We start from the raw sequence: 14,552 nt of genomic DNA, 5'->3' as shown, positions 1-14,552 counted from the left end.
CAACAAATTCTTACGCTGTAAAAACCTGTCCTATGTTGAAACGGATCATGGCAGTTTGCTTTTTATTATCAGCGGTACTGTTTGTACAGGCCCAGAGTGTCAGTGAAATGGTAGAAGAAGCCAGGCAGCTGGAGAAACAGATGAAGGAAAGCGAAGCATTTGAAAAAGATAAGGACATCCTCAAAATACAACCGTCGGAACTGGACGCATTGAACCAGGCTAGCCAGTTATGTTCCCGCATTGGCAACCGGCAGAAAAGTAAAGACGATAAGATCAGTTATTTTAATCTCGCTAAAAGCTATGCGGAGCAAGCGCTTAAGGTAAATCCCAATAGTCCAGAATCCAATTTATCGATGGCTATTGCAATGGGGCGTATGGCGCTGATCTCCGGTGCAAAAGATAAAGTTGCCGCTTCCAAAGAAGTAAAGAAATATGCGGAACTGTCGGTGAAGTTTAACCCTTCCCTCGCACAGGGCTATCACGTTTTAGGTAAATGGAATTATGAAGTAGCCAACCTGAACGCCTTTGAAAGAGGCGCAGCCAAAATGCTTTTTGGCGGATTGCCGGATGGCTCACTGGCAAATGCTATCAGCAATTATGAAAAGTGCCGGCAGCTGGACCCCGCTTTTATCCTCAATTATTATGAACTGGCCCGCGCCTATAAAGCCGATGACCAGCAGGAAAAAGCCATTGAAGTGCTGAAGAAAGCGCTCACCCTGCGCAATATCACCCAGGATGATGCCGGGATCAAAGTGGATTGTAGGAAAATGCTGGATGATTTGCAGTAAGCGAAGGTTGTCTTTCCCAGGATTAACGGTGATTTTATTGATTTCGTTGATTGATGTTGTTATGATTTTTAGATTATAGAAGCGACTTTTAGATTTCTTTTCCTTTCCATTTGCCGCTGCGCAGGTACCAGTAACTTATTCCGAAGATAATGATCCAGTAGATAAAGTCTGCTCCCCAGGCCCAGTGCAGCGCACTGCGCATTCTTTCAATTACAATATTGCAGTATACCAGGTAGCCGATAACGGCGATAATTTCCGTTACCAGGTTGATTTTCGTATTGCCGGTACCCACCACGCCGCTCATTACTACCGCTGCTATCGCCATCAGGATGGTGCTTAGCGTAATGATCCGGATGGAAGGAATGGCCATGGTGATCAGGTCGGCACTGTTGGTGTAAATGTGCAGCAACGTATAGGGGAAGAGGTTAACCACCACGCACATGGCAATAGCACATCCTGCGCTGAGCGCCACAATTTTCCGGATGATAGGGAAAACCTGTTCTGGCCGCCCCTGCCCGATGATATTGCTCACCATGGTATTACAGGCCGCCGCCAGCGCCCAGGTGAAGATGCCAAAGAAGCCAAAAATACTGCGGAGCATATTGGATACGGCGAGCGGGCGTTCGCCCAGGTGCTCGATGAAAATAAAGAATACGAACCATCCGCCGATGCTGAAAAGGAACTGCACAATCAGTGGTGCGGATACGTTGAGGATGTTGCGGACAATGCTCCAGTTGAGCCGCAAATAGCTGAACAGGCTGTATTGCAGGTGATAACGCTTCCCGAAGAGGATGCTGAAAGCGACCCCGCAACCGGTAACTTCCGCAATCACGGAGGCCGTGGCGGCGCCGTTGAGCCCCATCGCCGGGAATCCCAGTTTACCGAAGATGAGCGTATAATCGAAGAAAATGTTCATCATTTCCTGGAAAAGCGAGGTAACCGCCAGCACCCTGGAGTGGCCGCTGCCAATATAAAATGCGTTGGCCATATTCAGCAGCATGAGAAAAGGAAGGCCCCATATACGGATACGGATAAACGAAACGGCTGCAGCAATGATATGGTTATCGTGCAGGCTTTTGGAAAAGAACCAGGGCGCTGCCAGCAGGGTGAGTAAAATAGCGATCCCGGAGAAAAAGAGTCCAACCTGTATGCCATTGGAGAACAGTTGCCCGATGCCGGAAAACTGCTGCTGGCCGGCCCTGCGGGCAATGAGCACCTGCATGCCGTTGTTAAGGCCATAGGCAATCATGTACATCACCAGGTAGTAGATACCGGCGATCCCGTTGGCGGCCAGTTCAAATTCGCCCAGGCGCCCTACGAAGGCGGTATTGGTGATGTGGTTGATCTGCGGAATAATGAGCGCCAGGCAGATGGGGCCTGCTATTTTGATAATTTGCCGGGTGGTGACTTCCAGTTGCATGAATCTTTAGCCGATTATGGGTATAGCAACAAAGATATGGCTATCTGTTGATCATCTCCCTTATATAAAACAACAAAACGCCCTCACCAATTAACTAAAAAGAGTATTATTGTAATTCATTTGAAAGGTTAAATATGCCCGTGGCTTATAACATCCATCCTGCATTTACAGTAGACGATGAAACCCTGCTGGAAACTGATCTCACTGCCTGTAATTTACTGGTACTGGTAGGAAGCGGAACATTCAGCTATGTAGTGTTTGATCCGGTTGCAAAGAAATTCCTGGCGTTGAAGTCCTATCATTTTACCCCCCGGAAGCTGGCCCTGGCCGATCTGGAGATGATAGAACAGGTGTTTGATACCGACAAACTGTTGTTTACTGCCTTTAAATCTATTTTGCTGGCTTTTAATACCGGTGGAGGTGTGCTGGTACCGCATACGTACTATTCGCCCTCGCTGAAGAAGGACTTTCTGCACCTGGGCGCCCCGGAGAAAATGCAGGAGGCCATCCTGTCGGATTTGCTGCCGGCCCTGCCAATGGTAAATGTTTACAGCGTGGATAAAGACCTGCTTGGGTTTTTACGCAAGGAGTTTTCCACGGACCTGGTGATACATGCCCATTCGGCCCTGTTGCAATCTTACCCGACGGACCTGGATTTCAAGGCAAAGGACGGCGTGGCCTTTATAGAGGTGGATCAGCACCGCTTTACGATGACGGTTTATGCCGGCGGTAAGCTCCTGATTCAACAGGAAAGCGATTACCAAACCGGGTTGGATGTGGTGTATGCCCTGGTGAACGTGCTTCGTCAGCTGGAGCTGAATGAGCAGCTGGTGAAAGTAAAGCTGGGAGGAGTGGTGGCTACGGATGCCGGCGTATACAAGGAGATGTATAAGTTTATACCACACCTGGAATGGATACAACGAATCCCGGGTTTCAGTTACATTACAAAAATGCAGGAAATCCCGGGCTATTATTTTCATAACTTATATGCGTTAGCATTATGCGTATAATCGGAGGAACGAGTGGGGGACGAAAGATACAACCGCCTGCAAAAATGCCGCATACCCGGCCAACTACAGATATTGCAAAAGGCGGATTGTTTAATATTATCGAAAACAACCTGGATATTCCATCTTTAAAAACACTGGATATTTTTGGCGGCACCGGCAGTATCAGCTTTGAGCTGGCTTCCAGGGGCGCCACTGATATGACTGTGGTGGAGAAAGACCCGGCAATGGCTGCTTTTATCAGTAAAACGGCTTTGTCGTTGGGGATTGAAAACCTGAAAACGGTAAAAATGGACGTTTTCAAATACCTCCAGCAATGCACAGAAAAATTTGATTTCATTTTTGCTGATCCGCCATATATGATGGCAACACTGGATCAGTTACCGGGACTGATATTTGAAAAGGAATTACTGAACCCGGAAGGCTGGCTGGTGGTGGAACATACCCAGCATAAGAAGTTCCAGGATTATTCCTGGTACCGTTCTGAAAGGAACTATGGCGCAACGGTGTTCTCCATTTTTATTAACCGGGAGGAATTAAAACGCTGACCGTTTATCTATCAATCAATCGCACCCTTATGAGAACTTGTTTATTCCCAGGTACATTTGACCCTATAACGCTGGGACATACGGACGTCATTAACCGCGGGCTTGATCTGTTTGACCGCCTCGTGATCGGGATCGGGGTAAACAGCAGTAAAACCCCTATGTTTGCACTGGAAGAGCGGATGAGCTGGATCAGGGAGATCTATAAAGATGATCCGCGGGTGGAAGTGGCTTCGTATTCGGGACTCACCATTGACTTCTGTAAGCAACTGGACGCCCGTTTTATTTTGCGCGGTATCCGTTACGTAAGTGATTTTGAATATGAAAAGGCGATCGCTGATGTAAACCGTACCGTGGCGCCGGGCATTGAAACGATCTTTTTAACGACTGTTCCACAGTACTCCAGTATTGCATCTACCCTGGTGAGGGATATTTACAAATACGGTGGAGATGTGTCGCCTTTCCTGCCGCCCGCCGTGCTGGAAGGCATTAAACGCACGAAGAAATAATTTTATAAAGCAGATAATATGAAAACGATCTGGCATAATACTAAGATCTCACTGGACCAGTTGAATGAGATGGGTGGCACTACCATGGCTACCTGTCTAGGGATGGAGTTTACGGAAATAGGTCCGGATTATCTTAAAATGATGATGCCGGTTGATCACAGAACCATACAGCCCTATGGGTTACTGCATGGCGGCGCATCCGCGGCGCTGGCAGAAACGGTAGGCAGTATGGCATCCGGATTGATCATAGACCCGGAGAAGCAGATCTGTGTGGGCATGGAAATCAATGCCAACCATATAAGAGGAGTGAAAGAAGGTTATGTGCATGCCTGCGCCCGGCCGTTGCATATCGGGAGCACCAGCCATGTATGGGACATCCGTATTACCGATGATCATCACAAGCTGGTGTGCGTAAGCCGCCTTACGGTGGCGATACTGGCGAAAAGGTAGAGAGGTATTTAGTTCCGCATAACCAGGATGCGGAACTAAACAAAACAAAACTAGATATTTGCGGCCCTGAACACTTCCCTGATATTTTCGTAAGAGTATTTCAGGTATTTTTCCACGTTGCCAGGTTTGATCCATTGCAGGTCCTGGATGTCTTCTTCTATTTGTGGTACCGTTAATTCTGTGCCGGTAAACAACATCCGGTACCAGTAGGTATGTTTTAATACTTTTTTATTTTTCATGGGATAGTAGTGAAACGTTTCTGTGATTTTATGTTCCAGAGAAACGTTGTGCAGGCCGGTTTCTTCCGCTACTTCCCGTAGCGCGCAGGTTTCGAGGTCTTCCCCCGGGTCCTGTTTGCCTTTAGGCAGGTCCCATTTGCCGCGGCGGAACATCATGAGCACTTCACCGTCGGGATTGGTGATTAATCCCCCGGCAGCCACGAGGGTAGTAAAATGCAGCGATACTTTCTTGAAAAGTTGTTTTACATCCGGTGCAATAAACACTGCTGCCTCTTTTTTCCCATCTTCCAGTTTCTGCAATACATTTTCCATCTTTTTTGTATCCGGGTTATCGTATACTTTGGCGCCGTTAAAGTGGGCCGGGATGGTAGTGGTATCGGCACTCAGCAGGAGTGGGCGCTCGTTGAGATAGATCGTAATATTTGCTTGCATGCCGCAAATGTAATTATCAATTATGAAATACAAATTGAGAATTTAGGAAGATAGAAACCTATTCCCGGCGCTCTCTGCAAATTCGTTTATTGTAATTCGTAAATTGAATAAAATGATAGTACTTTTGGCGGTTGTATGAATAAAGTAAGCGAAAAACAAGTTGCAGAAAAGTTACTGCAGGTGCAGGCCGTGAAGTTAAGCCCTGCACAGCCTTTTACATGGGCTTCCGGCTGGAAATCGCCGATCTATTGCGATAACAGGAAGATCTTATCTTTCCCTTATGTGCGTGACTATATTAAATCAGAGTTGTGCAACCTGGTGTTTGAAACCTTCCCTGATGCAGCCGTGATTGCCGGAGTAGCTACTGCTGGTATTCCACATGGCGCGCTGGTAGCGGATCAGCTGAAGCTGCCGTTTATTTATGTAAGATCCAAGCCGAAAGAACATGGTATGGGGAACCAGATTGAAGGGGTATTGCAACCCGGACAGCCGGTGGTGGTGATTGAAGACCTGATTTCTACGGGCAAAAGCAGCCTGGAAGCAGTGCAGGCCATTCGTGCGGCTGGTGGGGAAGTGATCGGGATGGTATCTATCTTCAACTATGGTTTTGATATAGCAGTAAAAGCTTTTGAAACAGCGGGTGTGCCGTTTTATTCATTGAGCAATTATTCCGCTATGATTGCCCTGGCCGAGGAAAAGGGCATTGTATCTGCCGACGAAATAGCTACGCTGCAGGCCTGGAGAAGTGCACCGGACCAGTGGGGTAAGTAGCTGAAAATTGTATATCACTTATTTTGTATATTCGGGTATTAATATTACAACTATGCGTATCCTAAAATTAGTAGTGTTGTTCCTGTTTGCCGGCGTTGGCGTGGCAATGGCACAGCAAAAGCAGAAAGCTGTGGAAACAGCGAAGATCAGTACGCCAACCGTACAGTGTGAGTCGTGCAAAAACCGTATTGAGCGGTATATGTCACATGAAGAGGGTGTACAATCAGTAAAAGTGGATTTCAAGAAGCATATTACAACGGTGAAGTACTATACCGACCGTACCAACATTGAGAATGTCAAAACGGGTATTGCCAATGCGGGGTATGATGCCGATAATGTAACAGCCAACCCGGAATCTTACGCCAAATTGCCTACCTGCTGCAAGAAGCCGGAAGATGGCGGTGGTATGGACCCGAAAAAACATTAATCAACTTGTTCAGCCTTTGGTGTCCGGCGGTTTGTCGGTTTACTGAAGGCTGAGCTGTTTTCTGGCGTGGCTTTCTGCCAGCCGTATCCGCATTACCTGAAAAGCTCCATCCTTTAAAGCTTACCGTTATTCCGATACTGTTTAATCCGCTGAAGCATCATCTTTCCGCATGCCAGCAAACGCTTTCCAATCCGATCCTGCTGAAATAAATATGCGCCTGCTTTCCCTGGGGAGGTTCACAGCTTACGGTTGTCTGCGCTCAGAAGCACTGCTGAAAGCGGGCATATTCTAGAAATTATTGTCTTATTGGAACGCCGTTTATAGCCGGATTAAAAGAAATTCAGCGCTTGTTTGGTTTCGCATTTTATCGGGAAAGGAAGAAAAATACCCGCCTTACCTACTTTACAATTTCCGGTGGCTTTGATGGTTACTTCTTTATTGGCGAAAGCGCTTAATGCATTTTTGAATACGTTGGCCATGTTCACTTCCAATTTCACGGGGAAGTAAAAAGTGTCCCTTGCCGGAATGGAAATGGTGGTATCCTGGAGGGAGTGACCTACCTGGGTGTCATCAAAAAACAGGTCGAAGTTGGCATCTTTTAACTGGAGGCGATAGTTGTTCGGATTGTAATATGCCAGGGTCATCCGTACAATACTTTTGGACATACCTAGCTCATCCATACTGATACCGGCTACTCTCACAAATTGAATATCCTTGTTTTTTTCGCAGGAGCTTGCTACTCCCCAGATCAGAAAAACAGCGGCTAATAATCGGAACACTTTCATCAGTTGACCAGGTATTTTAGTTTATGTAAACCTACTGCAAAGCTTTTAGTTATCAAAAAATCGGGTGGGATTTGGGAAACTTTTAACGGGGGAGGTTCTGAAAACGGGGGAGGCTGCTTAGATAATTAATGCATAAAACACATATAAATAAAAGCTTGTTTTAAAGAAATATGCTATCTTCGTGATCCTTCCTGAGTTCGCTAAAATTGAACAAAAAAGCCACTAATTTCTTTAGTATTTTTGCATTTCGGTAATCATTTGCTGAAAGTAGGTTATGCTAATTTATTTAGCATATGATTAATAATTCTATGAATTGTTTATCATTTACTTAAAGTTAATTGTTAAGTATTTAGGTATAAGTGATTGTCAGGTGAAACGAACGGAATTCCAACACCTGCATGCAAAATTTTGACATTATGACAGAGAATGTAAAAGAGAAGGTATTGTTAATTGAATCTCAATATTTTCCGCCAATTGATTCATATAAGACTTTAATAAAGCACGACATATTAAAGATTGAGAAATATGAGCACTATCAAAAGCTCAGTTACAGGAACCGTTGTTATGTTGCCGGGCCAAACGGCCGGATGATTTTAAGTGTGCCGTTGGCGCGGGGGAAGAATCAACGGACCGTGATGAAGGACGTAAGGATCAGTAATGAGGAAAAATGGCAGGGTTTGCATTGGAAAACGCTGGTGTCTGCTTACAGGCGGTCGCCCTGGTTTGAATATTACGAGGCGGACCTGCAGGTTTTATTTGAAAAGCCGTTTCAATTTTTAATGGATTGGAACCTGGCATGTTTTGAATGGGTGAATAGCAAGCTCGGCATTGAGGTGCCCATTATCTATACCGAAAGTTATGAAAAGGAAGTGTCCGGTATAACAGATGCGCGCGAAAGCATACTGCCGGGCCCGGTTACGAAAAGCGAGCCCGGCTATACGCAGGTGTTCCAGGAGCGTACCGGCTTCATACCCGGACTGAGTATCCTGGATCTTCTTTTTTGTGAGGGAAAGCAATCGTTGGAGATCCTGAAAAAGGGTTGAATGGAATAGCAAATAATATTATTTAACTTGTTGGCTTGTAATTGTTTGTATATTTGCCCGGGTATTTGCGCTTTTCCGAGGAATACCTCCCGAAAAAAATTGAGGTGGCAATCAACAAAATCTTTAGATTTGCAACCTATTTTGCTGGGGTTCGAACTGACGTAGGTGTGTAAACCAGGAGTTTCCCAGTGAGGGAAAAAAGGATTGTTATCCTGTTATTTTTTTCTATTACTAATTCCTAAAATTCATTTGCAGTACTAAATGAACAACACCTACACAGACCTGGTAAAACAGACCTTTGAATTTCCCCAGGAGGGCTTTGAAGTAAAAGACAACTACCTGGAATTTAATGGTTTGGATATAAAGGCATTGATAGACAAATATGGAACACCCTTTAAACTGACCTTCCTGCCCAAAATCGGGATGCAGATTAATAAGGCGAAGAAAATGTTCCATGACGCCATTAAGAAGAACAGGTACGAAGGTGAGTATTTTTACTGCTATTGTACTAAAAGTTCGCATTTCTCCTTTATTATGGAGGAGACCCTGAAGCATGGGGTACATATTGAAACTTCTTTTGCATATGATATTGATATCGTCAATAAATTATATGAGCGCAAGAAGATAAATAAGGAGACCTATGTGATTTGTAATGGTTTTAAGACCAAAGCATATACCAGGGCCATAGCGCGACTGATCAACAGCGGGTTTAAAAATGTGCTGCCGATCCTGGATAATAAGGAAGAGCTGGAAGATTATAAGCGGAATATCAGGAGTAAGGATAAGGTGAAACTGGGATTGAGGGTAGCAGCGGAAGAGGAGCCAAGTTTCGACTTTTATACCTCCAGGCTGGGCATTCCTCCGCGTGATATCCTTGAATATTATGTAGATAAAATAAAAGGTAATGAGAAGTTTGAGCTGAAAATGCTGCACTTCTTCATGAATAAAGGGATTAAAGACGATATTTATTACTGGAGCCAGTTTAACCGTGTAATAAATCTCTATTGCCAGCTGAAGAAGATCTGCCCTGAACTGGACAGTATCAATATTGGAGGCGGATTCCCGATCAAGCACTCTTTGGGCTTCGATTATGATTACAACTATATCGTAAACGAGATTGTGGCCAACATTAAGAGTATGTGTAAAAAGAATAAGGTGCCTGTACCGAATATTTACACGGAGTTTGGTTCCTTTACCGTAGGCGAAAGCGGCGCGGTAATCTATAGTGTGATAGGTGAAAAAATGCAGAATGACAGGGAGTCCTGGTACATGATCGATAGTTCTTTCATTACTACGTTACCTGATACATGGGGCATTGGTGAAAAGTTCCTGATGTTACCTATTAATAAATGGGACCAGGAATACCAGGAGGTGCATCTCGGTGGACTTACCTGTGACGGCTACGATTTTTACACATCTGAAGAACATATTAACGCCGTGTTCCTGCCAAAGCAACAGGCATCCGGAGAGCCGCTGTACATCGGATTTTTCCATACAGGGGCCTATCAGGACCAGCTGAGCGGATACGGAGGCATCAAGCATTGTCTTATTCCTTCACCCAAACATGTGATTGTAGGATACGACAAGAACGGGCAGTTGAAAGATTGGTTATATGCCAAGGAGCAAACCGCCCAGAGCATGCTGAAGATTTTGGGTTATTAAAAAAATGGGTTAGTAATCCTACTGAAAGCCCCCCGATTATTCGGGGGGCTTATTTTTTTTCATTTTTTTTCTCTCAGTTTGATAAAAAAAGGCTTTCATTTTACTGAAAGCCCTATCATGGCATAGGTTAGATGATATTCATCCGGCATAAGGAAAATAGGAGATGAATATTTGATCTTACAAAGATAGTGTTATCGGGAGGTATCAGTAAGCCCTAAAAGTTGTAATTTTTTCTAATCTGTTTTTACCCCGAATACAGTAAGAATGATGAATTTATTATCATAATGTTCGAAAACGCTGCAAACGGTAATATTTACATATTAGTATAGCAGGAATAATATTAATATGGAAGCATTCTTTTATAACACAGATGTGTAGGTATCATTTCGCCTGAGAATCATTGAGGTAGTCGACAGCGGAGCCGCAATGCTTTTCAATTTCTTCAAAACAACTTTCCAGTAACTCTGTTTCCCCTTTCAAAACGGCTGTTTTCCCTGAGGCCGAAAATCCTTTTACCAGTAAAAACTGCTTGGTCAGGTGTTGATTGATCAGCGATAAATGTTGCTTTTGCTTTTCAGCGGTTCTCATTTGTTCCATAGAAATGAGGTTGCGGTAGTATTGCCCCAGCGCCCTGATGAAGAACAATACATACATGCCTACCGTAAACGGGTTAGCCAGGTATTGGAAAGCAGATGAATAACCAGGTGAAACGAATATCATCACATTATTGATCTTGATCCAGGCAACGGCCATCAGGTAGGTACAAAGGATCAGGCTCCAGATGAGGGCGGTGAACAGGTTGACGGTAATATAGCAAACGAGGATACTCATTACCCATATCAGCGTGTATTTGGGGCCGAGGTCCTGGTTGTTCAGCAGGGACGAAAAAATAGGAAGAATGAGTGTGGATAAAGAGGCAAACAGGCCAACTGTTTTAGCGCTCATTCCTTTTTTCAGCAGTAAAAGGCAAATGGCCAGATCGAGAATGATCACAGGAATGATGATGATATTCACGGTATTCTGGCTGAGCATATTTACAAAGAGGAAGCTCAGGAGCAGCATAATATAGAAGAAAGCATAATCAAAGATCAGTTTGATCTTCGCTTGTTCGTATGAATTCTCTGTATGAAGAAGCATGCTGCCTATCACTGCTTTTTCAGTGTTCAGGTAAATGCTTTTTATGAGTAACCAGCCTTTCGGGAAGAGCTTTGCCATGAGTGCGTGCTTAGAGAGGCAAATTATTGCATAATAAACAATAGCAGATTCAACGTTCGTGTGAATTATACACAAAAAAAGGGACGCCTTTACAGGCATCCCTTTTAAACCCTCATGTTACTACAGCGGGCCTCCTTTTTACAGGAAGCCCTGCTTCCCTTATTCCACTACTATTTCTTTAGGGGCATCCTGTTTGTTTTCCTTTTTGCCCAAGGTTACTTTCAGGACTCCGTTATCATATTTCGCATTAATCTTACCTGCATCTACCAGTTCGCTGATGGTGAAGGAGCGTTTGAAAGATTTGAAGGTGAACTCACGGCGTACCTGTTTGTCGCCTTCATTCTTTGTTTCTGCTTTCTTTTCCGCGCTGATGGTAATTGCTTTATCATCTGCACTGATTTTGAAATCTTCTTTGGAGAAACCGGGAGCTACTACGTCGAGCAGGAAGGCTTCCGGCGTTTCCACGATATTTACCGGAGGATGGGTGGTAAAGTAATCGTTGGTCAGAAAATCATCTTTTACATACTTATTTAATCCTCCATTGAGAATGTCTTCTACTAATCCACCAAATGATTTGGGAAGCGGGCTGTGGTTAAATTTAATGTGTGTCATAGTTCCTATAAATTTTTTTAGTGTGAAATCAATTTTTATTGTTTGATAGCTGGTACAGATCAAATGGGATACCATGCCATAAAAACTGCTATTTTGTTAGTAAAAAGGTTACAGATTATGACAATATGTCATTATGATTGTATGTTCTGTGTCAAAAAGTCTATATTGCTATCCATTTTTTTACTTTCTGGGTACATATAACTAACTTTGTAAAAAATATAAACAGAAAAAACTCTTATTATATGTATCCAGCGGAACTAGTAATGCCAATGAAGGCGGAATTAACAGATAACGGATTTGAAGAATTGCTGACACCAGAGAGCGTGGATAATACTTTACAGAAAGAAGGAACTACCCTGGTGGTAATCAATTCTGTATGTGGTTGCTCTGCAGGTACCGCCCGTCCGGGTGTATTGCTGGCAGTAGCGCACAGCGAAAAGAAGCCAGACAGGCTGACAACCAGCTTTGCAGGTTTTGATGGTGAAGCGGTAAGACAAATCCGTTCGCACCTGATGCCTTATCCTCCTTCTTCTCCGGCGATAGCGCTGTTTAAAAATGGCGAGTTGGTGCACTTTATTGAGCGCCACATGATCGAAGGCCGTTCCGCGCAAATGATTGCTGCGAACCTGGCTGACGCATTTGAACAGTATTGCTAAATATTCGATTTTTTCTAAATTCCAATTTAGAAATTCGAAATTGCATCGTACTTTGGTGGTTTGATTTTCCTTTTGATTAAATTCGGCTTTGTTCATAGGAAGATTCAGATCACCAATTTTTTTACGGCTATGTATCCTAATTTATATTACGCGTTCAGAGATCTGCTTGGCTTAGAGATTCCGTTTTTAAAGATTTTCCAGACGTTTGGTTTTTTTGTGGCAATAGCCTTTCTGGCCGGCGCCTATATCTTAACGCGTGAACTGAAACGCTATGAAGCACTGGGGTTGCTGAAAGGCATCCCTGAAAAAGTAGTAACCGGGCTTCCGGCTTCGCAGGGTGAATTGATTGGAAATGCCGTAGTAGGATTTATTATAGGATACAAGATCCTGGGGATCTTTTTTCAGTGGGACACCGCTTCACAGGATTTACAGTCGTTTGTATTTTCGGGACAAGGCAGTCTTTTTGCCGGTATCCTGGTAGCCGCAGCTATGGCGGGATATAAATATTACACCAAAAAGAAACAGGCACTCCCTAAGCCAAAAGAAGAAACGGTGCTGGTGATGCCACACCACCGCGTACCGGATATTATTGTAATGGCGGCTATTGCCGGATTACTCGGCGCTAAAATATTTCACAATCTTGAAAACTGGAACGACTTTGTGCAGGACCCCATCGGGGCGTTGCTGTCTTTCAGCGGACTTACCTTTTACGGCGGCCTGATTGTAGCTGCGATTGTGATCATCAGTTATGCCCGTAAAAAACAATTCAATATCCGTGCGTTGATCGACAGCGCTGCGCCTGCGTTGATGCTGGCCTATGCTATCGGGAGAATGGGTTGTCATTTTTCCGGAGATGGCGACTGGGGTATTTACAACAGCGCTTATGGAGTGGATACCAATACCGGTCACGCTGTAAAAATGGCGCCCGCCACATTCCAGGACATTGTTCAAAAGAATGCAGGTTTCTTTCAGCAGCAATATTCATCAGTAGAAAAAATCCCGCATGCTGCTTTTGAAAAACCGGCGGCACTGGGCTTTTTACCGGATTGGTTGTTTGCCTACGGTTACCCGCACAACGTTATCAAAGAAGGAGTGCAGATCGCTGGTTGTGATGGTCCTTATTGTAAAGTATTACCTATTGCCGTATATCCCACACCGTTATATGAAATTATTGTTTGCCTGGTTTTGTTCGGTATTCTCTGGGCGATCCGCAAAAGAATAAAGATCCCGGGTGTAATTTTTGGCATCTACCTGATATTAAATGGGGTGGAAAGATTTTTTATAGAGAAGATCAGGGTAGATACGAGATATGATATTTTTGGCTTTCATCCCACCCAGGCAGAAATCATTTCCACGCTCCTGGTAATTGGTGGTATTATACTGATTGGCATCTATCGTAAAAATAATACTGCTGCAAATAAGCTTTCCTGATTATAGTATATGCAACGTCACTCTTCATTAGTGCCCTTGTCGCACGAGCACAAGCGCCTTTTATTTGTATGCCGCTACCTGAAAAAAGATGCTGCGCCATACGAGGGCTTCCCATTGGAAACACAGGCGAGATTTGAGTATATCATAAAAATATTCCAGGAGCTGATGGTACCGCATATTCAAAAGGAAGAATATCTTTTTGAGAAATGTGCAGGCCGGCATGAAGCGATTGACAGGATGATCAGAGAGCTGCAGGAAGAACACCTGATCATTTCCCGTATGTATAGCACTCTCACAGACAGCAATGATATGGATGCCGCAATGGATGTGCTGGCGTGCAGCCTGGAAGCGCATATCCGCAAGGAAGAGCGGGAATTCTTTGAGCTGCTGCAACTGGAACTTCCACATATCCTCGATAACCTCAAACTGGAAAATCCATAAATGTATTTAACGTGTTATTGCCAGGTTTTGATTTAAACATTAATTTTTCACTGGAGTTATAGCAGCATTATGTATCTGTAATATTGCCTCAATAATTATCTGTATACCTTATTGCAATT

The 14,552-nt window shown here is 44.1% G+C and carries 17 protein-coding genes; 12 read left to right on the top strand and 5 right to left on the bottom strand.

Annotated features, from left to right (window positions below):
- Positions 1 to 32 precede the first annotated feature (32 nt).
- A complete protein-coding gene (locus AB6805_RS02800) occupies positions 33 to 788 on the top strand; it encodes a hypothetical protein (RefSeq protein ID WP_370907942.1) in 756 nt (251 codons plus the stop codon).
- A gap of 88 nt (positions 789 to 876) precedes the next feature.
- Here AB6805_RS02800 and AB6805_RS02795 read toward each other — a convergent pair whose 3' ends face one another.
- Positions 877 to 2,208, bottom strand: a complete 1,332-nt coding sequence (locus tag AB6805_RS02795; RefSeq protein WP_370907941.1) for an MATE family efflux transporter — start codon at positions 2,206 to 2,208, stop codon at positions 877 to 879.
- Between the two features lie 140 nt (positions 2,209 to 2,348).
- Here AB6805_RS02795 and AB6805_RS02790 point away from each other — a divergent pair, with 140 nt between their 5' ends.
- Genes AB6805_RS02790 through AB6805_RS02775 form a run of 4 tightly spaced genes read left to right on the top strand, consistent with a single transcriptional unit; the run spans position 2,349 to position 4,719 of the window.
- Positions 2,349 to 3,218 carry a DUF3822 family protein gene (locus tag AB6805_RS02790; protein WP_370907940.1) on the top strand — a complete coding sequence of 290 codons (870 nt, stop codon included), beginning with the start codon at positions 2,349 to 2,351 and terminating at the stop codon, positions 3,216 to 3,218.
- On the top strand, positions 3,209 to 3,763 hold the full coding sequence (locus AB6805_RS02785; protein ID WP_370907939.1) for an RsmD family RNA methyltransferase: 555 nt from the start codon (positions 3,209 to 3,211) through the stop codon (positions 3,761 to 3,763). Before AB6805_RS02790 ends, AB6805_RS02785 begins: the two co-directional genes overlap by 10 nt.
- 29 nt (positions 3,764 to 3,792) lie before the next feature.
- Positions 3,793 to 4,269: a pantetheine-phosphate adenylyltransferase gene (gene coaD, locus AB6805_RS02780; protein ID WP_370907938.1), complete on the top strand. Its 477-nt coding sequence runs from the start codon at positions 3,793 to 3,795 to the stop codon at positions 4,267 to 4,269.
- Positions 4,270 to 4,287: 18 nt separating this feature from the next.
- Complete coding sequence (locus tag AB6805_RS02775; protein ID WP_370907937.1) at positions 4,288 to 4,719, top strand: hotdog fold thioesterase; 432 nt, start codon at positions 4,288 to 4,290, stop codon at positions 4,717 to 4,719.
- 50 nt (positions 4,720 to 4,769) lie between these two features.
- On the opposite strand, the gene AB6805_RS02770 is transcribed toward AB6805_RS02775, so the two are convergent.
- On the bottom strand, positions 4,770 to 5,390 hold the full coding sequence (locus AB6805_RS02770; protein WP_370907936.1) for an NUDIX hydrolase: 621 nt from the start codon (positions 5,388 to 5,390) through the stop codon (positions 4,770 to 4,772).
- Between the two features lie 135 nt (positions 5,391 to 5,525).
- On the opposite strand from AB6805_RS02770, the gene pyrE reads away from it, so the two are divergent.
- Together pyrE and AB6805_RS02760 are read left to right on the top strand one after the other, a co-directional pair.
- Positions 5,526 to 6,161 carry an orotate phosphoribosyltransferase gene (pyrE, locus tag AB6805_RS02765; RefSeq protein ID WP_370907935.1) on the top strand — a complete coding sequence of 212 codons (636 nt, stop codon included), beginning with the start codon at positions 5,526 to 5,528 and terminating at the stop codon, positions 6,159 to 6,161.
- Between the two features lie 52 nt (positions 6,162 to 6,213).
- Positions 6,214 to 6,588: a heavy-metal-associated domain-containing protein gene (locus AB6805_RS02760; protein WP_370907934.1), complete on the top strand. Its 375-nt coding sequence runs from the start codon at positions 6,214 to 6,216 to the stop codon at positions 6,586 to 6,588.
- Between the two features lie 329 nt (positions 6,589 to 6,917).
- Here the strand turns inward: AB6805_RS02760 and AB6805_RS02755 are convergent, their stop codons facing one another.
- Entirely contained in the window at positions 6,918 to 7,373 is a 456-nt protein-coding gene (locus tag AB6805_RS02755) for an LEA type 2 family protein (protein WP_079473358.1), read from the bottom strand.
- A 416-nt stretch (positions 7,374 to 7,789) separates the two neighbouring features.
- On the opposite strand from AB6805_RS02755, the gene AB6805_RS02750 reads away from it, so the two are divergent.
- Entirely contained in the window at positions 7,790 to 8,416 is a 627-nt protein-coding gene (locus AB6805_RS02750; RefSeq protein ID WP_370907933.1) for a WbqC family protein, read from the top strand.
- 261 nt (positions 8,417 to 8,677) lie between these two features.
- Positions 8,678 to 10,078 carry an arginine decarboxylase gene (locus AB6805_RS02745; protein WP_370907932.1) on the top strand — a complete coding sequence of 467 codons (1,401 nt, stop codon included), beginning with the start codon at positions 8,678 to 8,680 and terminating at the stop codon, positions 10,076 to 10,078.
- 381 nt (positions 10,079 to 10,459) lie between these two features.
- Here AB6805_RS02745 and AB6805_RS02740 read toward each other — a convergent pair whose 3' ends face one another.
- A complete protein-coding gene (locus tag AB6805_RS02740) occupies positions 10,460 to 11,293 on the bottom strand; it encodes a hypothetical protein (protein WP_370907931.1) in 834 nt (277 codons plus the stop codon).
- Positions 11,294 to 11,452: 159 nt separating this feature from the next.
- Positions 11,453 to 11,905: an Hsp20/alpha crystallin family protein gene (locus tag AB6805_RS02735; RefSeq protein ID WP_370907930.1), complete on the bottom strand. Its 453-nt coding sequence runs from the start codon at positions 11,903 to 11,905 to the stop codon at positions 11,453 to 11,455.
- A gap of 242 nt (positions 11,906 to 12,147) precedes the next feature.
- Between AB6805_RS02735 and AB6805_RS02730 the strand changes: the two genes are divergently transcribed.
- The 3 genes from AB6805_RS02730 (at position 12,148) to AB6805_RS02720 (ending at position 14,433) form a co-directional block, all read left to right on the top strand.
- Positions 12,148 to 12,561, top strand: a complete 414-nt coding sequence (locus tag AB6805_RS02730) for a BrxA/BrxB family bacilliredoxin (RefSeq protein ID WP_370907929.1) — start codon at positions 12,148 to 12,150, stop codon at positions 12,559 to 12,561.
- Positions 12,562 to 12,777: 216 nt separating this feature from the next.
- Entirely contained in the window at positions 12,778 to 13,992 is a 1,215-nt protein-coding gene (locus tag AB6805_RS02725; RefSeq protein WP_370907928.1) for a prolipoprotein diacylglyceryl transferase family protein, read from the top strand.
- A 9-nt stretch (positions 13,993 to 14,001) separates the two neighbouring features.
- Positions 14,002 to 14,433, top strand: coding sequence for a hemerythrin domain-containing protein (locus AB6805_RS02720; protein WP_370907927.1), 432 nt, complete (start codon positions 14,002 to 14,004; stop codon positions 14,431 to 14,433).
- Positions 14,434 to 14,552 lie beyond the last annotated feature (119 nt).

Origin of the sequence: Chitinophaga sp. RCC_12, assembly GCF_041360695.1 — a bacterium.
Lineage (GTDB): Bacteria > Bacteroidota > Bacteroidia > Chitinophagales > Chitinophagaceae > Chitinophaga.
The sequence above is the reverse complement of the archived record's forward strand: the minus strand, read 5'-3'. Positions and strand labels throughout refer to the sequence as shown.